The sequence below is a fragment of the Streptomyces sp. 135 genome (assembly GCF_020026305.1).
Lineage (GTDB): Bacteria > Actinomycetota > Actinomycetes > Streptomycetales > Streptomycetaceae > Streptomyces.
This window is the reverse complement of record NZ_CP075691.1, coordinates 4,354,397-4,378,731: the sequence shown is the minus strand read 5'-3', so window position 1 is coordinate 4,378,731 and position 24,335 is coordinate 4,354,397. Positions and strand designations below refer to the sequence as shown.

4 protein-coding genes are annotated in these 24,335 nt (G+C 73.7%); 3 read left to right on the top strand and 1 reads right to left on the bottom strand.

Annotation, left to right across the window (positions count from 1 at the left end; all coding sequences use genetic code 11):
- Positions 1-6: 6 nt before the first annotated feature.
- Complete coding sequence (locus tag KKZ08_RS19695) at positions 7-7,263, bottom strand: non-ribosomal peptide synthetase (protein WP_223775703.1); 7,257 nt, start codon at positions 7,261-7,263, stop codon at positions 7-9.
- Between the two features lie 219 nt (positions 7,264-7,482).
- On the opposite strand from KKZ08_RS19695, the gene sbnA reads away from it, so the two are divergent.
- The 3 genes from sbnA (at position 7,483) to KKZ08_RS19680 (ending at position 24,281) form a co-directional block, all read left to right on the top strand.
- Positions 7,483-8,583: a 2,3-diaminopropionate biosynthesis protein SbnA gene (gene sbnA, locus KKZ08_RS19690; protein WP_223775702.1), complete on the top strand. Its 1,101-nt coding sequence runs from the start codon at positions 7,483-7,485 to the stop codon at positions 8,581-8,583.
- 66 nt (positions 8,584-8,649) lie between these two features.
- Positions 8,650-16,839: a non-ribosomal peptide synthetase gene (locus KKZ08_RS19685; protein WP_223775701.1), complete on the top strand. Its 8,190-nt coding sequence runs from the start codon at positions 8,650-8,652 to the stop codon at positions 16,837-16,839.
- Positions 16,836-24,281, top strand: coding sequence for a non-ribosomal peptide synthetase (locus tag KKZ08_RS19680; RefSeq protein ID WP_223775700.1), 7,446 nt, complete (start codon positions 16,836-16,838; stop codon positions 24,279-24,281). The genes KKZ08_RS19685 and KKZ08_RS19680 overlap by 4 nt, the downstream gene beginning before the upstream one ends.
- Positions 24,282-24,335: the final 54 nt, after the last annotated feature.

Genomic DNA, 24,335 nt, shown 5'->3' with positions numbered 1-24,335 from the left:
CCGCGTTCAGCGATGTCCCAGAGCCGCGTCGACCAGGGCGCCGATGTCCCGGGCGGCTCGCGGGGTGAGCATCTCCTCGTGGCCGCAGGGCACTTCGTGCACGGTGAGCGGCCCCTCCAGGTGCGGGAGCCAGCGCTGCGGGAGTGCGGCGTCCGGGGCCTGCTGTTCACCGGCGGCGACGAAGAGTGTCAGCGGTCCGGCGAACCGCCCGGGGCTGAACTCGCGGGCGATGTCGGTGTGGTGGCGCATGACGGCCATGAGACGGCGCAGGTCCTCCGCGCCGATGTCGGCGCCCGTGGCGTGGTGTTCGAGGAACGCGGCGCGGATCTCCTCGTCGGAGGGGTTCGGGTCGTCGGGCGCCACGGGATAGACGTCCAGTGCCGCCAGGAAGGCGACCTCCTCGCCCGCCGCCTGGAGCCGGACGGCCATCTCGTGCGCGACCAGGCCCCCGAACGACCAGCCCAGCAGGTGGTAGGGCCCGTGCGGCTGCACCTGCCTGACGCGTTCGACGTACGTCGCCGCGAGCGCCGGGATGTCCTTCGGCCGGTCCCAGCCGTCCGCGTCCGCCGCGATGCCGTCGGACTGGAGGGCGTACAGCGGCCGGTCCGCGTCGATGTGCGGGGCGAGTTCCGCGTACGGCAACCCGAAACCGACCCCGCCGTGGACACAGAAGAGGGGGGCGGCGGTGCCGGTGGGCCGGATGGGCAGGAGTGGGGCGAGCGGGACGGCCTCGGTGGGCGCCGAGGGGGCGGTGGTGCGGGCGGCCGCGGCGAGGGCCGCCACCGTCTTGTGGGCGAAGACGTCGGCCAGCGAGAGCGTGAGTCCCGCCTTCGCGGCGCGGCTGACGATCTGTACCGACCGCAGGCTGTCGCCGCCCAGGGCGAAGAAGTCGCCGTCGGCGTCCACCTCTTCCAGGCCGAGCAGCTCGCAGAAGACGCCGGCCAGGATCTCCTCGGCGGCCGTCCGCGGCGGGCGCCCGGGGGCGACCGCCTCGGTGGCGCCGGCCGCCGTGGGGTCGGGCAGGGCACGGGTGTCGAGCTTGCCGTTCGCCGTCAGGGGCAGCGCGGGCAGGGTCACCAGGGCCGCGGGCACCATGTGCGCGGGCAGGGACTCGGCGACGTACGCGCGCAGGACGGGCACGTCGACGGCGGCGACGCCGGAGACGGGCACGACGTACCCGGTCAGCTGCGGGGCGCCGGTCCGTGACGGCATGAGGGTGACGGCGGCCTGGTCGACCACCGGGTGGCGGGTGAGGGTGGCCTCGATCTCGCCCGGCTCGATGCGGAAGCCGCGGAGCTTGACCTGGTGGTCGGCGCGGCCGAGGAAGTCGAGGGTGCCGTCGGGCCGCCAGCGCACGAGGTCACCGGTGCGGTACATGCGCGCTCCGGGCGGCCCGAACGGGTCCGCGACGAAGCGGTCGGCCGTGGTGGCGGGGCGGCCCAGATATCCGTGGGCGAGGCCGTCACCGGCGACGTAGAGCTCACCGGTGACACCGACGGGTGCCGGTGAGAGGGCCGGGTCGAGGACGTACACCCGGACGTTGTCCAGGGGGCGCCCGATCGGCGGCTTGCCGCCCGTGGCCAGCGGCTCGCTCCAGGTGGCGCAGACCGAGGTCTCGGTCGGCCCGTAGGCGTTGCGCAGCGGGGTGCCGAGCCGGGCGAGACGCTCGGCCACGGCGGGGGGACACGCCTCGCCGCCGACGAGCAGGCACAGATCATCGGGGAACTCGGCGGCCTCCGGGAACGAGGCGACCACGGTGGGCGGCAGGACCACGTGGTTGATGCCGTGCTCCATCAGCAGGTCGACCAGGATCTCCGGGGAGAGTCTGCTGTCGGCGGTGGCGAGGACGAGTGTGCCGCCCGAGAAGAGCGAGGCGCACAGCTCCCACACGCTGGCGTCGAAGCTGAACGAGGCGAACTGAAGGACCCGCGTGCCGGGCCCGGTGCCGAGGCGTGCCCGCTGGTTGGCGGCCAGGTTGGCCGCACCCGCGTGGGGCACGACGACGCCCTTGGGGCGCCCCGTCGAGCCCGAGGTGTAGATGACGTACGCGCGATCCCGCGGCGTCAGCGGGCGGGTGCGGTCGGCGTCGGTGGGGCCGGTGCCGGGCCCCTCGGCGAGCCGGGCAAGGGTGTCCGGGTCGTCGAGGACGAGGCAGGCGGCTCCGGCGGGCAGCGCGGGAAGGCCCTCGGCGGCCGCCGCGTCGGTCAGGACCTCGGCGGGTGCCGCGTCCCCGAGCATGTACGCGATGCGCTCGGCCGGGTAGTCCGGGTCGACCGGCAGATAGGCCGCGCCGGTCTTGAGGACGGCGAGCAGCGCGACCACCAGCCGGGCGGAGCGTGGCAGGGCCAGGGCGACGAGGTCACCGGGTCCGACACCGCGCCGCAGGAGGAGGTGGGCGAGCTGGTTGGCCCGGGTGTCGAGTTCGGCGTAGGTGAGGTGGGCGGGCCCGGCGTGGCCCGGATCGGGTGCGATCAGTGCCGGCTGGTCCGGGGTGCGGGCCGCGTTCGCCTCGAAGAGGGAGACGAGGGTGGCCGGCGGCTGCGGGTGGGGGTGACCGTTCCACACCGTGAGGAGCGTGTGGCGCTCCTCGGGGGTGAGCAGGGCCAGCGAGCTGAGCGGGGCGTCGGGGGTGTGCGCCGCGGCGTCGAGCAGGGTGGCGAGGGCCTGCGCGATACGAGCCGCCGTCGCCTCGGTGAACAGGTCCTCGCTGTACTCAAGGAGGATGTCCAGGCCGTCGGGGGTGCCGTCCGCGGCCGTCCGCTCCGTCACCTGGAAGGAGAGGTCGAACTTCGCCGTGACCGTGCCGACCGGCTCGACCTCGGCCGTGAGGCCCGGCAGTTCGGGCAGCGGGTCCGCGCTGTTCTGGAAGGCCAGCATGACCTGGAAGAGGGGGTGCCGGGCCAGTGAGCGGGCCGGGTTGAGCTCCTCGACGAGGTGCTCGAAGGGCAGCTCGGCGTGGGCGTACGCCGTCAGGTCGCTCTCCCGCACCCGGGAGAGCAGGTGGGTGAACGTGGGGTCGCCGCTGGTGTCGGCGCGCAGGACGAGCGTGTTGACGAAGAAGCCGACCAGATCGCGGACCGCCTCGTCGGTGCGCCCCGCCACGGGGCTGCCCAGTGGGATGTCGGTGCCCGCGCCCAGCCTGGTCAGCAGGGCGGCGAGCCCGGCGTGGACGGTCATGAAGAGACTCGCGGTGGTGCGCCGCGCGAGATCCGCCAGGCGGGCGTGGGTTGTGGCGGGGACCGTGCACGCGACGCTTCTGCCGCGGTGTCCGGCCCGCGCGGGGCGCGGGAAGTCGGTGGGCAGGTCAAGCTCCTCGGGGAGGCCGGCCAGCGCCTCGCGCCAGTGCGCGAGTTCCTTCGCGAGCAGGCTGTCCGGGTCGCTCTTGGCGCCGAGCAGCTCCCGCTGCCACAGGGCGTGGTCCGCGTACTGCACGGGCAGCGGCTCCCACCGCGGTGCCGCGCCCGTGAGCCGGGCCCGGTAGGCGGTCGTCAGATCGCGGGCGAGCGGCCCGAGGGACCAGCCGTCGGCGGCGATGTGGTGCACCGTCAGGGCGAGGACGTGGGAGTCGGCGCCCAGGGTGAGGAGCCGGGCGCGCACGGGTGCCTGGGACGACAGGTCGAAGGGGTGGGCGGCCTCGGCGGCGAGGACCGCGGCGAGAGCGGATTCGCCGGGCAGGTGCACGTGCTCCAGGCGGGCGCCCGCCTCGTCGGCCTCCTCGCGGGAGAGGAGCAGCTGGGCGGGGAGTCCGTCGGCCTCCGCGAAGACGGTGCGCAGGCTCTCGTGCCGGGCGACCACATCACGTACCGCCTCCGTCATCGCCGCGGGGTCGAGCGGGCCGCGGAGGCGGACGACCAGGGGGATGTTGTACGTGCCGGACGCGCCGTCCATCCGGTTCAGGAACCACAGGCGTTCCTGTGCGTACGAGAGGGGGACGGCGGTCGGCCGGTGCGGGAGGGCGCGCAGGGGCGGGCGGCGGGTGCCGGACGCGGTGGGCGGCCCCGCGGGGGCGCCGGAGGCCTCGGGCAGCGTGCGGGCCAGGGCCTGCGCGGTGCGGGCGTCGAACAGGGCGCGCACGGGGACGTCCACGCCGAGGGCCGAGCGCAGCCGGTTGGCGACCCGGATCGCGGACAGCGAGTGACCGCCGAGGGCGAAGAAGTCGTCGTCGGCGCCGATCCGCTCCAGGCCGAGCACCTCCGCGAAGACCGCGCACAGCAGTTCCTCCTGTGCCCCCACCGGCGCCCTGCCCGCCCCGGCGCGCTCGCCGGGGGGCGCGGGCAGCGCCTTCCGGTCGACCTTGCCGTTCGGGGTCAGGGGCAGGGCGTCCAGGGGAACGTACACGGCAGGGACCATGTGCTTGGGCAGCACCACGGACGCGCGCTCCCGCAGCCGGTCGTGGTCGGTCCCTGCCGGTACGACATAGGCGACCAGGCGGGTCTCCCCGCCGTGGTCGGTGCGGGCCGTGACGACGGCCTGCTGGACACCGGGCTGCGCGCCGAGCACGGACTCGATCTCGCCGAGCTCGATCCGGTAGCCGCGGATCTTGACCTGGTGGTCGCTGCGGCCCGCGTACTCGAGGGCCGTGCCGGCGGGGTCCCAGCGCACGATGTCCCCGGTGCGGTACATGCGCGCCCCGGGCGGCCCGAACGGGTCGGCGATGAAACGCTCCGCCGTCAGGCCCGGACGGCCCAGGTATCCGCGGGCGAGCCCCGACCCGGCGATGTACAGCTCGCCGAAGGTGCCGTCGGGGACGGGGCGCAGGGCGCTGTCGAGGACGTACACGCGGGTGTTGGCGAGGGGGCCGCCGATGGGGGGCGGGCCCGGCTCGGACGGCGCGTCGTCCGTCGTACGCGGGGTGGGCGGCGCGGTGGGCACGGGGGCTGTCAGGGCCGCGGCCGTCGACCAGATCGTCGTCTCCGTCGGGCCGTACACATTGGTGACGGACGCGCAATGCGCGGTGAGTGCGCGGGCGAGCGGCCCGGGCAGCGCCTCGCCGCCCACCAGGGCACGGACCCCGGCCAGCCGGGGCCCGTGGTCGGCGGCGAGGGCCTGCCAGAGGCTGGGTGTGGCCTGCATCAGGGTGGCACCGAGCGACGTGACGGCGGTGGCCAGGGCGGCCGGGTCGCGCACGGTCTCCCGGTCGGCGACGAGCAGCTCGGCACCGGCCGCGAGCGGCACGAACAGCTCCAGGTTGGCGATGTCGAAGCCGAACGTCGTGACCGCGAGGAACCGGTCGACCGCGGTGACGCCGGAGCGCCCGCACATGTCGTGGACCAGGTTGGTGAGGGCGCCGTGCGGCACGACGACGCCCTTGGGACGGCCGGTCGAGCCCGAGGTGTAGATGACGTAGGCCGGGTGGTCGGCGCGCGGGGAAGGGAAGGGCCCCGGCAGGCCGAGGTCTCCGGCGGCCGGCGGACCGGCGGAGGCGTCCGGTTCGTCGAGGACCCACAGCTCGCCCGCGCTCGCCCCGTCCTCCTCGGCGAGGAGGGCCCGGACGCGGCGGTGGGTGAGCGTCACCACGGGCGCGGCGTCCGCCAGCATGTAGTGGAGGCGGTCGACGGGGTAGTCGGGGTCGAGCGGGAGGTAGGCCGCGCCGGACTTGAGTACGGCCAGGGCGGCGACGACCAGGTCGCAGGACCGGTCGAGCGCGATGGCCACCACCCGTTCCGGTCCCGCGCCCGCCGCGCACAGGGCGTGGGCCAGCCGGTCGGCCCGCGCGTGCAGCTCCCGGTGGCTGAGCCGCTCGTCGCCGCAGGTGACCGCCGGGGCGTCGGGGCTCCGGACGGCCCACTCCTCCAGGAGCGGTGCCAGCCAGTGCCCGGGGAGGTCCGCGGCGGTGTCGTTGCGTACGTCGATGACGTCCGCCCGCTCGGCCCGGTCCAGGACGTCGAGGCGTCCGCACGGCACGTCGGGCCGGGTGACGGCGTCCTCCAGGAGGCGCGCGAAGCGGCGCCCGACGCGGTGGGCGGCGGCGTGCGGGAGGCGGGAGGGGATGTGGTTGACGGTCAGCCCGAGGGGCGTGCCGGGAAAGACGGTGAGGGTCACGGGGTAGTGCGTGGCGGAGCGGATGTCGACGCCGGTCACCCGAGGGCTCGCGTCCGTGGTGAGCGGCAGCTGTCCTATCGGGTAGTTCTGGAACATCAGGGCCGTGTCGAAGAGTTCGCCGCGTACGGGGGTGAGCTGCTGCACCTCCGCCAGCGTCAGGTGCTCGTGCGGGAGGAGGTCCGTCTGGGCCCGCTGCACGGCGGCGAAGAGGTCGGCCGGTGTGCGGGACGGGTCCACGTGGACGGCGACGGGAAGCGTGTTGGCGAACAGGCCCACCATGCGCTCGACGTCGGGGATCTGCGCCGGCCTGCCCGATGTCACGGCGCCGAACACCACGGTGTCCTGGCCGGTCAGCCTGGACAGGAGCAGGGCCCAGCAGCCCTGCACCACGGCGTTGACGGTCAGGCCGCGGGAGCGGGCGAACCGCACGAGCGCGGCGGAGGCCTCGGGCGTGAGGTCGACGGGGACCTGCTCGGGCAGTGCCCCGCGGTCCTTTGCCCGGGCGCCGCTCCCGGCCTCCGCGGGGACGAGCCGCGTCGGTTCCGACACGCCCGCGAGCGCGTCCGACCAGGCCTGCCTGGCGGCCTCCTTGTCCTGCGCGTCGAGCCAGGACAGGTGGGCGCGGTAGGGGGCGGTGGCGGGCAGGTCCCGTCCGGCGGGGGCGGGCACGGGGGCGGCGGTGGCGGTGGAGACGGCGGGCGGCTCCGACGCGGACTCCTTCGCCAGTTCCGCGAGTTCGCGGATCAGCTCCGCCATCGACCACCCGTCGACCAGGATGTGGTGCACCGTCCACACCAGGCGGCAGCGCCCGCCACCCGCCCTGATCAGCGTGAAGCGGTGCAGGGGCGGGCGGGACAGGTCGAAGCGGCGCAGCCGGTCCTCCTCCGCCACGAGGTCGAGCTCCGCCGCCGTGGGCGTCCGGTCGCCTGCGCCCAGGTCCACCTCGCGCCACGGAAGCTCCACCGAGGCGGGGATCACCTGGATCGCCTCACCACTCTTCCGGTGCCGGAAGCAGGCCTTCAGATTGGGGTGCCGTTCCAAAAGCGCGCCGGCCGCACCGCGCAGGGCGGTGACGTCGGAGCCGGTCATCTCCTCGAAATCCACCACCAGCTGAATGGTGTAGACGTCCGTTTCCTCGCGGTGGTACTCGGAAAGAAAGAGCAGACCCTGTTGCAAAGGCGAGAGCGGAAGTACTTCACTGATGGCGGACGGGCGATTCAAGCCGTGCTCCTCACGGAAGAGCCAGATATCGGAATTCGACAATTTCCGATGGCACTGACCGGCAACTGACGAGGGGCTGACGTCCCGCTGACGAAACGCGCCCGGCACCGCCTCCGGCCTGCGATGCCGGGACCGTCATCAGTCCGTCAGCCCATCGTCAGCGCGCGGAGGGAGTGTGCACGGCGAGGCTAATTCGTTACCGAAGGCCAGGAGTCGTCAGTGCCGGTTATATCCGCGTCGCATGAATTCGATGTCAGCGACCTCTTCGTGAATCTGCAGCCGTTCTTCGGACGCCGTCTCTTTCTGAAGGTCGAGGGATTCAACTTCGCCGGATCCATCAAGCTGAAGGCCGCTCGCGAGATGGTCGCGCAGGCGGAGGCCGCCGGTGTGCTCGGCGCCGGCTCGACCCTGGTGGAGTCCTCATCGGGGAACATGGGAGTCGCCCTGAGCGTGCTCGCCGCCGCCAAGGGCTTCAAGTTCCTGTGCGTGACCGACTCCCGCTGCAACGCCGTGACCCGGCGCACCATGGAGTCCTACGGCGCCGAGGTCCACGTCATCACCGAGCCGCACGAGACCGAGGGCTTCCTCGGCGCGCGGATCCGCCACGTCAAGGCGCTGCTGGCCGCCGACGAGAAGAAGGTCTGGCTCAACCAGTACCTGAGCCCCGGGAACGCGCTGGCCCACTACCGGACCACCGCGCCGGCCATCGCCCGGCAGTTCCCCGACCTGAACGTGCTGTTCATCGGCGCGGGCACCACGGGCACCCTGATGGGCTGTGCCCGCTACTTCCGTGAGCGGCGGCCCTCGGTGCGGGTCGTCGCCGTCGACAGCGTCGGCTCCGTCACCTTCGGCGGCCCCGCGGCCACCCGGCACATCCCGGGCCTCGGCACCAGCGTGCGGCCCGCCCTCCTCGACGAGTCCCTGGTCGACGACACGGTCCACGTCGCGGAGGCGGACACCGTGCGCGCCTGCCGGGAGCTGATGCGGCACGGATTCCTCTTCGGTGGCTCCACGGGCACCGTCGTGGCCGGCTCGCTGCGCTGGCTCTCCGAGCAGTACGGGGACGGAGCCGGAGGCGTTCGCGACGAGGTGACCGCCGTGACCATTTCGCCGGACCTGGGCGAGCGCTATATGGACACCGTCTACCACGACGACTGGGTACGGAATTCGCTCGGTTCCGAAATCCTCACGAGCGACGGAATCACGGAGGGCGGGATCGCGGGGGGCGGCCTCATGGAAGGCACCCTCGCGGAAGGCGCCCTCGCGGAAGGCGACCTCGCCACGGAATTCGACGCCGGATTCGAGACGGTTTCCGGCTGAGTGGCAGGGACGGTTGGGTCCGGAGTCGGGGCAGAGCTGAGGCTGAGAATGACGGGGAAGAAAGAAATGACGACCAAGCGAGGCGCCGTCCTCCCGCTCACCGCGGCGCAGGCCGAGATCTGGTTCGACGAGCAGTTCACCACCGGACCGCTCGCCTACAACATGGCCGACTACATCGACCTGCGCGGCCCGCTCGACACCGAGCTGCTCGGACGGGCGCTCCAGCGCCTCGGTCACGAGGCCGAGGGACTGCGCGTGCAGTTCGTCGAGGAGGCCGGGGCCCCGGGCCAGATCGTCCGGCCGCTCGCCCAACTCCCCCTGAAACCCATGGACTTCAGCGGCGAGGACGATCCGCTCGCCGCCGCCGAACGGTGGATGCGCGCCGATCACGCCGAGCCCATGAGGGTCACCGACTTCCCGCTGTTCCGCGGCGCGCTCATCACCCTGGGCCCCGAGCACCACCTGCTCTACCTCTGCATGCACCACATCCTCGCCGACGGCTTCAGCCGCGCGCTGCTGTACCCGAAGCTCGCCGCCCTCTACACCCGGCTCGCCGCCGGCGGTACCGAGGCGGAACTCGACGGCGATGCCATCCCGCCCTTCCACCGCCTCCTGGACGCCGAGCGCGACTACCTGGACTCGCCGAAGGTCGACCGGGACCGCGCCTACTGGACCGGGCGCCTCACCGCCGGTGGCCAAGACGGGCGGGCGCCCGAGCTCGTCTCCTTCTCCGCGCAGGAGCCCGCCCGGGGGCGCGGTGCCCTGCGGCACACCTGCCGCCTCGACGCCGAAGCCACGGACGCGCTGCGCGCCATGGCCGCGGACGGCAAGGTCACCATGCCCGTCCTGATGGTCGCCGCGATGGCCGCCTACGCGCAGCGCATGACCGGCGTCGCCGAACCGCTGCTCACCCTGCCGGTGACCGGACGCGTCGGCGCCGTCAGCCGTGAGATCCCCGGCATGCTCGCCAACTACCTCCCGCTCGCCGTGCGCGTGCGGCCGGAGATGACCCGCTCGCAGCTCCTGCGCCAGGCCTGGGTGGAGGTGTCGGGCGCCCTCAAGCACCAGCGCTACCGGGGCGACCGCATCCGCCGGGACATCGGCCTGCACATCGACGACCGGCGTGCTTTCGGGCCGTTCATCAACGTCCTCAACCAGGACCCGCAGCTCGGCTTCGGCGACACCTGCCGGGGCACGGTCGTCAACCTCTCCACCGGCATCGTCAACGACCTGATCATGACCGTCCTCAACACGGCCGACGGCACGATGGAGATCCACCTCGACGGCAACCCCGAGCTGTACGGCTCGGCGGAGCTGGCCGCCCATCTCGCCCGCTTCGTGGCCTTCTTGGCCGACCTCGCCGCGATGCCCGCCGACCGGCCCCTCGGGCAGACCGGCCTCGGTGCGCCCGGTGAGCCCCTCGGTGTGCTCGGCGCCTGGGACCCGGCCGCCGAGCGGGAGGCGTACGAGGGACTCGTCGAACGGGTGCGGGCCGTGGCGGCGCGCACCCCCGACGCCGTGGCCGTGGCCGACGGCACGCGGAGCGTCACCTACCGCGAGCTGCTGACACGGGCCGCGGGCGTCGCCTCCCGGCTGGGCACCGCACGGATCGCCACGGGTTCGGTGGTGGCGATGCTGGCCGATCCGGGTGTGCCGTTCGTGGCGGGTGTGCTGGGTGTCCTGGGTGCGGGCGGTGCCTACCTGCCGCTGGACCCGGCGGCTCCGGTGGCCCGCAACGCCGCTCTGCTGAAGGACAGCGGCGCCCGCTTCCTGCTCACGGGCAGCGCCTACCGGGAGGCGGCGGCCGCGCTCACGTCCGCGCTCACGGCTGCTGACGGAGACCGGACGGAACTGACCGCGCTCGCGCTCGCCGAGCCCGCCGACGCCGACTGCGCCACGGAACTCCCGGCGGTGGGAAGTGGGTTGGATCTGGCGTATGTGATGTTCACATCGGGTTCGACGGGCCGTCCCAAGGGTGCGATGGTGCAGCGCTCGGGCATGGTCAACCACCTGTGGGCCAAGGTCGGCGACCTGGACCTGGCAGCAGGCGAGACCGTGGTGCAGAACGCGCCCCTGACCTTCGACGTGTCCGTATGGCAGATGCTGGCACCCCTCCTCGTAGGCGGCCAGGTACGGGTCTCCGGCACCGAGATGGCCGCCGACCCCGCCGCCCTGTTCACCATGGCCCACACCGAACAGATCACCGTCCTCGAAGTAGTGCCCTCACTCCTGCGAGCCGCCCTGGACGCCTGGGACATACAAGACGACGCCCCCCAACTCCCCGACCTGCGCTGGCTCATGGTCACCGGCGAGGCCCTCCCCGCCGACCTGTGCGCACGGTGGCACACCCGCTACCCGCACATCCCCCTCATGAACGCCTACGGACCCACCGAGTGCTCCGACGACGTCACCCACGCCGTCATCACGGCAACCGACACCCTCAACGGACGCGTCCCCATCGGCGCCCCGGTCCGCAACACCCGCCTGTACGTCCTCAGCGACGAACTCCAGCCCGTCCCCACCGGAACCCCCGGCGAGCTCTACGTCGGAGGAGCCGGCGTCGGCCGCGGCTACCTCCACGACCCCGCCCGCACCGCCACCACCTTCATGGCCGACCCCTTCGCCGGACCCGGCACCCGCATGTACCGCACCGGCGACCGCGTCATCCAACGCCCCGACGAACAACTCGAATTCATCGAACGCCGCGACCACCAAGTCAAAATCCGCGGACGCCGCGTGGAGACCGGTGAGATCGAAGCCGTCATCAGGGGACTGGACACCGTGGTCGACGCCGCGGTCGCCGTCCTGCCCGACGCCTCCGGCAACCCGCGCCTCTTCGGTTACCTGACCGGTCCCGACGTGGACGCCGCCCGGGTCCGCGCCGAGCTCGCCCAGCTGCTGCCCGCGTACATGATCCCCGCCTCCTGGCTGGTCCTTGACGCCATGCCGCTCACCCCCAACGGCAAGCTCGACCGCAAGGCCCTGCCCAAGCCCGCGGCCGTCGAGCAGGACACGACACGCGGTCCGCGCGACGAGCGCGAGAGGATCCTGTGCGGCATCTTCGGCGAGGTCCTCGGCCAGTCAACCGTCGGCATCGACGAGGACTTCTTCGCCCTCGGCGGCGACAGCATCCGCTCCATCCAGGTCGTCAGCCGCGCCCGCAAGGCCGGACTCTCCCTCACCACCCGCGACATCTTCACCCACAAGACCGTCGCCGCCCTCGCCCGCACCGCGGGCGGGGTCGACACGGACTCCGTGAGCGGAATCGGCACGGGTGACGACGGCACAGGTGTCGGCGTGTACGAACTCACGCCGATCATGGGGCAGTTGCACGAGGACACCCGGAGTCTGACCGGTCCCGTCGTCAAGTACAGCCAGCACGTCGTCGTACGCGTCCCGGCCGGCCTCGACGCCGACCACCTCGACGCCGCCCTGCACGCCGTCGTCGACCACCACGACGCCCTGCGCACCCGGGCCACCGAGCCGTCCCCCGGGCTCTGGCAGACGGAGGTCCTCGCGCCCGGCGCGCTGAACGGCGTACGCCTGGTCGCGACCGTGGACGCGGGCGGCGCGTACGGCATCAACAGGCCCGCAGACACCACAGACACCACAGACAGTACGGACACCACAGACAGCACGGACAGCAGCACGGACAGCACGACGGGCGCGGGCACGGAGGATGCCAAGGACGCCAAGGACGCCAAGGACGCCAAGGACATCCTCGGCCTCGCCGAGCGGCAGGCCGCGGCGGCCCGCGCACGCCTCGACCCCGCCGCCGCCGTCATGATCCAGGCCGTACTGCTCGACGCGGGCCCCGGCGCCGGCACCGGCTGGCTGGTGCTCTGCGCCCACCACCTCGTCGTCGACGGCGTGTCCTGGCGCATCCTGCTGCCCGACCTGGAGGCCGCCTGCCAGGCGCTCGCCGAGGGCCGCACCCCGGCCCTCGACCCCGTGGGCACCTCGTACCGCAGCTGGTCCCGGCTGCTCATCGAGCAGGCCCGCACCCAGGTGCGCGGCGGCGAACTCGCCCTGTGGCAGGACATCCTGGAGGGTCCCGACCCGCTGGTCGGCACCCGCAGGCTCGATCCCGCCCAGGACATCTACGGCACCCGGCGCGGCCTGCGCCTCGAACTGGGCCCCGACCTCACCGGCCCGCTGCTCACCGACGTCCCCGCGGCCTTCCACGCGGAGGTCAACGACGTCCTCCTGACCGGACTCGCCCTCGCCGTCGCGGACTGGCGCAGGCGGCACGGCCACGCCCACTACGCACAGACCCTGATCGAACTGGAGGGCCACGGCCGCGAACAGCTCGTCGACGGCCTGGACCTGTCGCGCACCGTCGGCTGGTTCACCAGCGCCTTCCCGGTGCGTCTCGACCCCGGTCCCCTGGACTGGGACGAGGTGTGGGCGGGCGGCCCGGCGCTGTCCGGTGCCCTGAAGCGGATCAAGGAACAACTGCGCGCCCTGCCCGACCGAGGCGTCGGCCACGGCCTGCTGCGCTACCTCAACCCCCACGCCGCCCGCACCCTGTCCGGTTACCACCGGCCGCAGATCGGCTTCAACTACATGGGCCGCTTCGACGCCCGCGAGGCCGGGCTGTGGGAGCCCGCCGGCGGTGACGGCGTCGTCGGCACCGGGGCGCACCCCGGCATGCCGCTGCCGCACCTCATCGACGTCACGCCCGCGACCGAGGACCGCCACGACGGCCCGCACCTGATCGCGAACTGGGCCTGGGCCGGACAGGCCGTGGCGGACGAGGACGCGCACGACATCGCGCAGACCTGGTTCCGTGCCCTGGAGCTGCTGTCCCGGCACGCCGCCCACCCGGACGCGGGTGGCCGCACCCCCTCCGACCTGCCGCTGGTGGAGGTGGCCCAGGAGGAGATCGAGGAGTACGAGGCCGACCTCGCGCGCTCCGGCACGGCGCTGGCCGACATCCTGCCGCTCACGCCCCTGCAACAGGGCATGCTGTTCCACGCGGAGTACGACGCCGCCGGCGCCGAGGACGGCAGGAACGGCCAGGACGGCCAGGTCGGCCGGGCCGGGCAGGACGGCCAGGAGGCCGTGGACGTCTACACCCTGCAGATCGTCGCCGAGGTGGCGGGCGGCCTCGACCCCGCCGTGCTGCGCGCCGCCGGGCAGGCCCTCCTCGACCGGCACCCGAACCTGCGCGCCGGCTTCCGGGCCCGCCCCGGCGGCACTCCGGTGCAGATCGTCCCGCAGAGCGCCGAGCTGCCCTGGCGCGAGGCCGACCTGCGCCACCTCCCCGAGGCCGAGCGCGCCGCCGAGCTCGACCGGATCACCGAATCCGAGCGCACCCGGCGCTTCGACCTGGCGGCCCCGCCGCTGCTGCGCTTCACGCTCGTCACCCACGGCGAGGGACGGCACCGCTTCATCTGGACCAGCCACCACATCCTGGTCGACGGCTGGTCGATGCCGCTCCTCGTGAAGGAGCTGTTCGCGCTCTGCGCGCCCGGCGCGGACGTCACTGCACTGCCGGACCCCGCCCCGTACCGCTCCTACCTGGCCTGGCTCACGGCGCAGGACCGCGACGAGGCCCGGCGGGCCTGGAGCGCGGTGCTCGGCGACGTGACCGAGCCCACGCTGCTCGTCCCGGCCGACCCCGACCGCGCGCCGGTGCTGCCCGACTCCGTACGGGCCGAGGTGTCCCCGGAGCTGACGGCGGCGCTCGCCGGCTGGGCCCGCGGCCAGGGGCTCACCCTCAACTCCGTCGTCCAGGGCTGCTGGGCACTGCTCCTCGGACGGCTCACCGGACGCCAGGACGTCGTCTTCGGCGCCGTCACCTCAGGCCGCCCCGCCGAGGTGCCGGACGTCGAGTCGATGATCGGCATGTTCCTCACCACGGTCCCGGTCCGCACCCGCCTGCACCCCGGGGCCACCCTGACGGAGCTGCTGCGCGCCCTCCAGGACCAGCAGACGGCGCTGCTCCCGCACGAGCACCTCGGCCTCGTCGAGATCCACAAGGCCGCCGGGCTCTCCGGCGAGGTCTTCGACACGGTGGTGCTCTTCGAGAACTTCCCGCTGGACGCGGGTGGTCTGGACACCGGTACCTCCGACGGGGGCCCGCGCGTGGTGAGCGCCGAGGCCAGGGACGCACGTCACCACCCGCTGAGCATGGCCGTCTTCCCCGGCGACACCCTGAACCTGCGCCTGGACTACGCGCCGGACCTGTTCACGCGTGCGGACGTCGAGCGGATCGCCGTGATGTTCGAGCACCTGCTGCGCACGGTGGCCGAACACCCCGAGCTGCCCATCGCCCGGATCGACGTGACGGCTCCCGCGATCCTCGGCAGAGCCGGTGCGCCCGGTGAGCTCGGCGGCCTGCTGGGCACCTGGGACCCGTCGATCACCGAGGAGAGCCTCGGCGTCGTCGAGCGCGTACGCTCCGTCGCCGACCGGATCCCCGACGGGACCGCCGTCACGGACAACGCAGGATCCGTCACCTACCGGGAGCTGGTGGAGTCGGCCGGCGGCCTGTCCCAGTCACTCACCGGGCGCGGTGTGGCCACGGGTTCGGTGGTGGCGATGCTGGCCGATCCGGGTGTGCCGTTCGTGGCGGGTGTGCTGGGTGTCCTGGGTGCGGGCGGTGCCTACCTGCCGCTGGACCCGGCGGCTCCGGTGGCCCGCAACGCCGCTCTGCTGGCGGACAGCGGGGCCCGCTTCCTGCTCGTCGGTGCCGGGTACGAGGTAAGCGCCCGCGAGCTGACCGCCGTACAGGACGCGGCCGCTCCCGTCACCGTCATCGCTCTGGAGGACGGTCTGACCGCGCGGGCGGTGCCGCCGGCCGTGGGTGACGGTCTGGATCTGGCGTATGTGATGTTCACATCGGGTTCGACGGGCCGTCCCAAGGGTGCGATGGTGCAGCGCTCGGGCATGGTCAACCACCTGTGGGCCAAGGTCGGCGACCTGGACCTGGCAGCAGGCGAGACCGTGGTGCAGAACGCGCCCCTGACCTTCGACGTGTCCGTATGGCAGATGCTGGCACCCCTCCTCGTAGGCGGCCAGGTACGGGTCTCCGGCACCGAGATGGCCGCCGACCCCGCCGCCCTGTTCACCATGGCCCACACCGAACAGATCACCGTCCTCGAAGTAGTGCCCTCACTCCTGCGAGCCGCCCTGGACGCCTGGGACATACAAGACGACGCCCCCCAACTCCCCGACCTGCGCTGGCTCATGGTCACCGGCGAGGCCCTCCCCGCCGACCTGTGCGCACGGTGGCACACCCGCTACCCGCACATCCCCCTCATGAACGCCTACGGACCCACCGAGTGCTCCGACGACGTCACCCACGCCGTCATCACGGCAACCGACACCCTCAACGGACGCGTCCCCATCGGCGCCCCGGTCCGCAACACCCGCCTGTACGTCCTCAGCGACGAACTCCAGCCCGTCCCCACCGGAACCCCCGGCGAGCTCTACGTCGGAGGAGCCGGCGTCGGCCGCGGCTACCTCCACGACCCCGCCCGCACCGCCACCACCTTCATGGCCGACCCCTTCGCCGGACCCGGCACCCGCATGTACCGCACCGGCGACCGCGTCATCCAACGCCCCGACGAACAACTCGAATTCATCGAACGCCGCGACCACCAAGTCAAAATCCGCGGACGCCGCGTGGAACTGGGCGAGATCGAGGCCGTCGTCCGAGGGCTCGACGGCGTCGCGGACGCCGCCGTCGCCGTAGTGCCCGACGCCTCCGGCAACCCGCGGCTCGTCGGCTACCTCTCCGGCGTGGGAACGGCCCCCGACCCCGAACGCGTCCAGCAGCACCTGTCCGGGCTGCTGCCCGCGTACATGATCCCCGCCTCCTGGCTGGTCCTTGACGCCATGCCGCTCACCCCCAACGGCAAGCTCGACCGCAAGGCCCTGCCCAAGCCCGCACACATGGACGAGGCGGAGCGGCGCGGGCCGCGCGACGAGCCGGAGAGGGTCCTGTGCGGCATCTTCGGCGAGGTCCTCGGCCAGTCAGCCGTCGGCATCGACGAGGACTTCTTCGCCCTCGGCGGCGACAGCATCCGCTCCATCCAGGTCGTCAGCCGCGCCCGCAAGGCCGGACTCCCCCTCACCACCCGCGACATCTTCACCCACAAGACCGTCGCCGCCCTCGCCCACACCGCCGCCGAGCGGGAGCGGGACGAGCCGCCCGTGCCCGCCGTGGACCCGGAGAGCAGCCTGATCGCCCTCTCCGACGAGGAACTCGCCGACCTCGAACTCGAGCTGAGTGAGGATTTGTCGTGACCGCGCCCAAGACCGGGTCGAAGATCAGTGAAGTGCTGCCGCTCTCGCCGCTCCAGCAGGGGCTGCTCTTCCTGTCCGCGTACGACCGGGCGGAAGCCGCCCTCTACACGCTCCAGTTCGTCGCGGACATCGAAGCGGACGTCGATGGGGACGCCGAGGAGACCGGCGATCGCCTGCGCGCCGCCGCGGCCGCCCTGCTGCGCCGCCACCCGAACCTGCGGGCCTGCTTCCGCAACCGCAAGAACGGTGAACCCGTCCAGGTCGTCCTCAAGGAAGAAGGGATGGAACCGGACTGGGAGGTCCGGGACCTGACCCGGCTCCCCGAAGCCGAGCGCGCGGCGCAGGCGCGGCGGATCGAGCACGAGGACCGGCTGCGCCCGTTCGACCCGGCACGGCCGCCCCTGATGAGGTTCACGCTGATCCGGCTCGGCGAGCGGCACCACCGGCTGCTGTGGTCCGTGCACCACATCCTCATGGACGGCTGGTCCTTCCCGCTCGCCGTACGCGAACTGCTGCTGCTCGGCCAGGGGCACGGCAGCGCGGAGCTGCCCGCGCCCCTGCCCTACCGCTCCTACCTGGCCTGGCTGCAGAGCCGGGACCGGGACGCGGCGCGGGCGGCGTGGGCCGAGCTGCTCGACGGTCTCGACGGCCCCGTGCGCGCCCTGCCCCACGCGGAACCCTCGCCGGAGCTGCCCGTCACCGTGCGGCACGCCCTGTCCCGCGAGCGGACGGCGGCGCTCGCCGGCTGGGCCCGCGGCCAGGGGCTCACCCTCAACTCCGTCGTCCAGGGCTGCTGGGCGCTGCTCCTCGGACGGCTCACCGGACGCCAGGACGTCGTCTTCGGCGCCGTCACCTCAGGCCGCCCCGCCGAGGTACCGGGCGTCGAGTCGATGATCGGGCTCTTCGCCAACACACTGCCCGTGCGCGCCCGTCTCCGCCCCGGCCTGCGGGCGAGCGACCTGTTCCGGGAACTGGCCCGGCAGCAGATCGCGATGATGCCGCACGAGCACCTGCCGCTCGCCGAGGTACAGGCCGCCTCCGCCGTCCAGGGCGAACTCTTCGACACCGTGCTGGCCTTCCAGAACTACCCGCTGGACGAGGAGAGCCTGCGCCGGGAGTCGGCGGGCGCGGTGAGCGCGGCGCAGGTGCGCTCGGCCACGCACTACCCGCTGAGCCTCACCGTGTTCCCCGGCGAACGCCTGGAACTGCACCTCGCCCACAAGGCCTCGCCGACAAAGCCGCAGGACGCCCGGCGGCTCCTCGACCGCCTCGCCCGCGTCCTGGGTGAGGTCGCCGACGACCCGGACACCCTTCTCGCACACCTCGGCACCCTGGAACCCGCCGAACGGCACCGCATCCTCACCGAGTGGAGCGGCGGCGGCCCGGACACCTCCGGGACGCCCTCTCGCCGTACGACCATCCCCGCGCTCTTCGCCGCGCAGGCCGCGCGGACACCCGACGCCGTCGCGGTGACGGTGCCCGCGTCCGAGGGGCCCGGCACCTCCCTGACCTACCGCGACCTCGACGCGCGCGCCAACCGGCTCGCCCACCTCCTCATCCGGCGGGGTGCGGGGCCCGAGACGTTCGTGGCGCTCGCGCTGCCGCGCGGCGCCGACCTGATCGTCGCGGTGCTCGCCGTCCTCAAGGCGGGCGCCGCCTATCTGCCGCTCGAACCCGGCCACCCCGCCGACCGCATCGCCTACACGCTGCGCGACGCGCGCCCGGCGCTCCTGCTGACCGCTGACGGACAGTTCCCCGAGCCGCCGCACGGGCTCGCCGTGGAGCGCGTCGACCTCGGTGACGAACGGACGCGGGCCGAGCTAGCCGCGGGCCCGGACACCGACCCGGGCTCCGCCGTCGGTCCCGAGCACCCCGCGTACGTCATCTACACCTCCGGGTCCACGGGCCGCCCCAAGGGCGTGGTGGTGCCGCACCAGAACGTGGTGCGGCTCCTCGACTCCACCGACCCGCTCTTCGGCTTCGGCTCCGACGACGTCTGGACGCTCTTCCACTCCATCGCCTTCGACTTCACGGTGTGGGAGCTGTGGGGCGCGCTCCTGCGCGGCGGGCGCCTGGTCGTCGTGCCGTACGACGTGTCGCGCGCGCCGGACGCCTTCCTCGACCTGCTCGCCGAGGAACGGGTCACCGTCCTCAACCAGACGCCCTCCGCCTTCCACCAGCTCATGCGCGCCGATGCCGAAGCCCGTCCGCCGCGCGAACTCGCCCTGCGGCACGTGGTGTTCGGCGGCGAGGCGCTCGACGTGGGCAGGCTCGACGACTGGTACGCGCGCCACGGCGACCACGGCACCGGCGCGCCGCTCCTGGTCAACATGTACGGGATCACCGAGACCACCGTGCACGTCTCCCACCACGCTCTCGACGCGGCGACGGCGGCCGGGGGCGGCGCCAGTGTGATCGGGCGCGGCATCCCCGACCTGCGGGTGTACGTCCTCGACAGCGCGCTGCAACCCGTACCCGCGGGCGTGCCCGGTGAGCTGTACGTCGCGGGCCCCGGCCTGGCACGCGGCTACCTGGGACGCCCCGACCTGACGGCCGCCCGCTTCGTGGCCTGCCCGTTCGGCCCCGCGGGCGCCCGCATGTACCGCACCGGCGACCTGGGGCAGTGGCGGCCGGACGGCACCCTCGACTACCTCGGACGCGCCGACGAGCAGGTGCAACTGCGCGGTTTCCGCATCGAGTTGGGCGAGATCGCGACGGTCGTCGGCGGGCACCCGCGGGTCGCCGAGGCCGCCGTGCTGGCCCGTGAGGACCGGCCGGGCGACCAGCGCCTCGTCGCGTACGTGGTGGTGGACGACGACGGGACGGACGGCGCTGCCCTCGCCGCGGAGCTGAGGCGGTTCGCCGGTGAGCGGCTGCCCGACTACATGGTCCCGGCGGCGTTCGTCCCGCTGGCCGCCCTGCCCCTGACCGCCAACGGCAAGCTCGACCGCCGCGCCCTGCCCGCGCCCGAGTACGCCACGTCGGCGCGCGCCCCGCGCACCCGCGAGGAAGAGGTGCTCTGCGGCGTCTTCGCCGAGGTCCTCGGGCTCGAACGGGTGGGCGTGGACGACGACTTCTTCGCCCTCGGTGGCCACTCGCTGCTCGCGACGCGCATCGTCAACCGGGTCCGCGCCGAGCTGGCCGTCGAACTCCAGGTGCGGGACCTGTTCGAGGCCCCGTCCGTGGCACGGCTCGCCACCCGGCTGCCCGGCGCGGAGCGGAGCAGGGCCCCGCTCGTCGCGGGCCCGCGCCCGGAACGGCTGCCGCTGTCGTACGCGCAGCAACGCCTCTGGTTCATCGAACACCTCGGCGCGCCCGGCGGGCTCTACAACATCCCCCTGGCGGTGCGGCTCTCCGGAGACCTGGACGTGGTGGCCCTGGAGGCGGCACTGCACGATGTCGTCGCGCGCCACGAGGCGCTGCGCACCGTCTTCCCGCCGCTGCCCGGGACCGCCGCCCCGCACGGCCCCAAGACCATCGGCGCCGGGTCCTCCCCCGGCCCTGGCGCCGATTCCCCGGGCGGCGTCGGCCCGGCCGAGCAGCGCGTGCTCGAGCCGGGCGACGCCCCCGTACCCCTGCCGGTGAGCGTCACGACCGAGCCGGTCCTGCCCTCCCTGCTCGCCGCCGAGGCCGCCCGCGGCTTCGACCTGGCGACGGAGATCCCGGTGCGGGCCCGCCTCTTCGCGCTCGGCCCCGACGAGCACGTCCTGCTCCTGGTCCTGCACCACATCGCGGGCGACCGGTGGTCCCTCGCGCCGCTCACCCGCGATCTGACCGAGTCCTACGAGGCGCGCCGCGCCGGCCGCGCGCCCGCACTGCCGCCGCTACCCGTGCAGTACGCCGACTACGCCCTGTGGCAACGGCGGGTGCTCGGCGACGAGAGCGACGCGGACAGCGAGCTCGCCCGCCAACTCGCCTACTGGACCAAGGCGCTGGAAGGCCTGCCGGAGGAGCTGGCGCTGCCCTTCGACTTCCCGCGCGGAGCACGGACCAGCCACCGCGGCGGTACCGTGCGGACGGCCGTCCCCGACGCGCTCGCCCGTGACCTGCGCGAGCTGGCGGCGCGGTGGGGTGTGAGCGTGTTCATGGTGCTCCAGGCCTCGCTCGCGGCGCTGCTCACCCGGCTCGGCGCGGGCACCGACATCCCGCTCGGCAGCCCCGTGGCGGGCCGCACGGACGAGCGCCTCGACGACGTCGTCGGCATGTTCGTGAACACGCTGGTGCTGCGCACCGACACCTCTGGCGACCCGGGCCTGCGGGCACTGGTGGACCGGGTCAAGGAGTACGACCTGGCGGCCTACCGGCACCAGGACGTGCCCTTCGAGAAGCTCGTGGAGGCGGTCAATCCCGAGCGGTCCATGTCCCGGCACCCCTTGTTCCAGGTGATGCTCGGCCATCAGGAGGCGCCGGACGCACCGAACGCGCCGAGCGCGGCGGCCACGGCCCACACAGCCCGCACGGACGCGGACGCCGCGCTCCTGGTACGGCAGGAGCCGATGCCCGGCGCCACGGCCAAGTGGGACCTCTTCCTCCAGTTCACCGAGGAGGGCGAGCCGGGCCGCGAGCACGGCCGGGGCCTCACGCTCACCGTCGAGTACAGCTCCGACCTCTTCGAGCCCACCACGGCCCGCCGTATCACCGACGCCTACCTGCGGCTGCTGGCCGCCGCGCTCGCCGAGCCCGACCGGCCGCTGTCCCGCCTGGACATCCTCGACCCCGAGGAGCAAACGGAACTCCTGGCCCTCGGCACCCACCACCTCGGCACCCCCCGGACCACGGTCACCGACCTGGTGGCCCGGCAGGTCGCCGCCGCACCGGACGCGGTCGCGCTGATCCACGCGGAGCCCGGCGCCCCCGGCCGGCTCGTACGGACCACGTACGCCGAACTGGACGCCGAGGCCAACCGCCTGGCGCACCTCCTGATCGACCGGGGCGCCCGGCGCGGCGACCTCGTGGCCCTGTGCCTGGAACGCGGCCCCGCCGTGGTGACAGCCGTCCTGGCCGTCGCCAAGGCGGGCGCGGCCTACCTGCCCATCGACCCGTCCCACCCGGACGAGCGGGTGCGCGGCATGCTCGCGGACAGCGGGGCCCGCCTCCTGCTGACCCAGGAGTCACTGGCGGACCGCCTCGCGGACGCGGCCACCGCCGCAGCCGGGACGCCTGGAGCCGGCGGCCTCCCCCCGGAGACCGTGGTCCTCGACGCGCCCGCCACCCGCGATGTCCTCGCCGGGCTGCCCGGCACTCCCGCGCCCGCCGTACGCCCCGACCCCGACGACCTGCTCTACGTCATCTACACCTCGGGCTCCACCGGCAGGCCCAAGGGCGTCGCCGTCTCCCACCGGGCCGCCGCACGGCTGGTGTGCGGGCTGCCCCAGCTGCGCATCACCCGCGACGACACCTTCCTGTACTTCGCGCCGGTCGCCTTCGACGCGTCCACCTTCGAGCTCTGGGGACCGCTCACCCACGGCGCGCGCCTCGCGGTCTGCCCGCCGGGGCCCGCGGACCCCGAGACCCTTCAGGCGTTCCTCGGCCGGGCCGGGGTGACGATCGCCTTCCTCACCACCCAGTTCGTCAACACCCTCGCCGACACGCGGCCGCGCGCCCTCGCCCCCCTGCGGGCGCTGCTCACCGGCGGCGAGGCGCTCTCCAAGGAGCACATCGAACGGCTGCGGGCCGCACTGCCGGACACGGACGTCCACAACGTGTACGGGCCGACGGAGACCACCACCTTCGCCACCATCCAGGACACGGCCCTGGCCACCGACGGCGGCAGCGTCCCGATCGGCCTGCCCATCGGTGACACCCGCGCGTACGTCCTGGACGAGGCGCTGCGCACGGTGCCGCGCGGGGTGGTCGGCGAGCTGTACCTGGCGGGCGAGGGGCTCGCCCGCGGATACCTCGACCGGCCCGGCCTGACCGCCGAGCGCTTCGTGGCCTGCCCGTACGGGGCGCCGGGTGCCCGGATGTACCGCACGGGCGACCTGGTCCGCTGGGACGGCCAGGGGCGCATCGACTACGTGGCCCGCGCGGACCAGCAGGTGAAGATCCGGGGCTTCCGCATCGAACTCGGCGAGATCGAGCAGCTGTTGGCCGCCCACCCGGCGGTGGCACGGGCCGCCGTCCTGGCCCCCGCCGGGCGCGACGGCCGGCGGCACCTGGTCGCCTATGTCGTACCCGCCCCGGACCACGGGCACCCCGAAGCCGCGGAGCTGCAGCAGTACCTGGCGCTGCGGCTGCCCGGCTACATGGTGCCCGGCAGCTGGGTCGCGCTGTCCGAACTGCCGCTGACCAGCAACGGCAAGCTCGACGTCACGTCCCTGCCGGCCGCGCCGGCCCGTCCCGCCACGGCAACCGGCGAGCACCCTCCGCGCGGGCCCCGCACCGAGCGGGAACGGCTGCTGTGCCTGGCCGTCCAGGACGTGCTGGACATCGGCCCGATCGGCCCCGACGACGCCTTCTTCGCACTCGGCGGGGACAGTCTCAAGGCGATCAGGCTGGTCAACAGCGCTGCCCGCGCAGGGCTGCGGATCAGCCTCGCCGCCGTCTTCGAGCACCGCACCGTCGCCGCCCTGGCCGCGAGCGCGGACACCACCGGCGGTGAACTCGACCTGCTCGGGCCGGTCCTGCCGATCCGCGCCACCGGCAGCAGGCCTCCGCTCTTCTGCGTGCACGGCGGCCTCGGCTTCGGCATCCCGTTCACGGCGCTCGCCGGGCACCTGGACCCGGAGCAGCCCGTCCACGCCCTCCAGGCGCGCGGCATCGCCGAGGCCGAACCCCTGCCCAAGGACCTCCGGGACGTCGCCGACGACTACCTGGACCGGATCACGAGCATCCAGCCGACGGGCCCGTACCACCTGCTCGGCTGGTCCTACGGCGGCGTCGTCGCGCATGAGATGGCCGTACGGCTGCGCGAGCGGGGCGAGGAAGTGGCGTACCTGGCCAACCTGGACGCGTACCCCGACGACGCGCGGGGTCTCCGCCCGACCGACGAGGAGTTCCTCGCCGACTTCCTGGCGGAGGCCGGCGCCGAAGCGGCGGGGCCCGGCCGGCTCACCCCGGAGGGCGTCGCCGCACACCTCGCACGCGGCGGCGGCCCGCTCGCCGGGCTCGGCCAGGACACCCTGGAGCGCCTGCTGAGAGTCATGCGCAACAACCTGGAGCTGTTCCAGCGGTTCACCCCCGGCCGGTTCGACGGCTGCCCGATGACGCTCTTCGTGGCGGCCGGCGGGGACAGCGGCGACCACCGCGGGCCGACCGCCGAGGAGCGCGCCCTCAAGGTCAGGAGCTGGGGTCCGCACCTCGGCCGGGACATCGACGCGTACGACGTGGACTGCGGTCACCAGCAGATGCTGCGGCCCGCCCCGGCGGCGGCCATCGGACGCACGGTCGAGCGCCATCTGGCCGCCCTGGCGGCAGTGCGGTCCGCGGCCCCGCCCACCTGACGCTTCAGCACCACCAAGGCACCAAGCCCTCAAGGCATCACGGCATCACGGCAT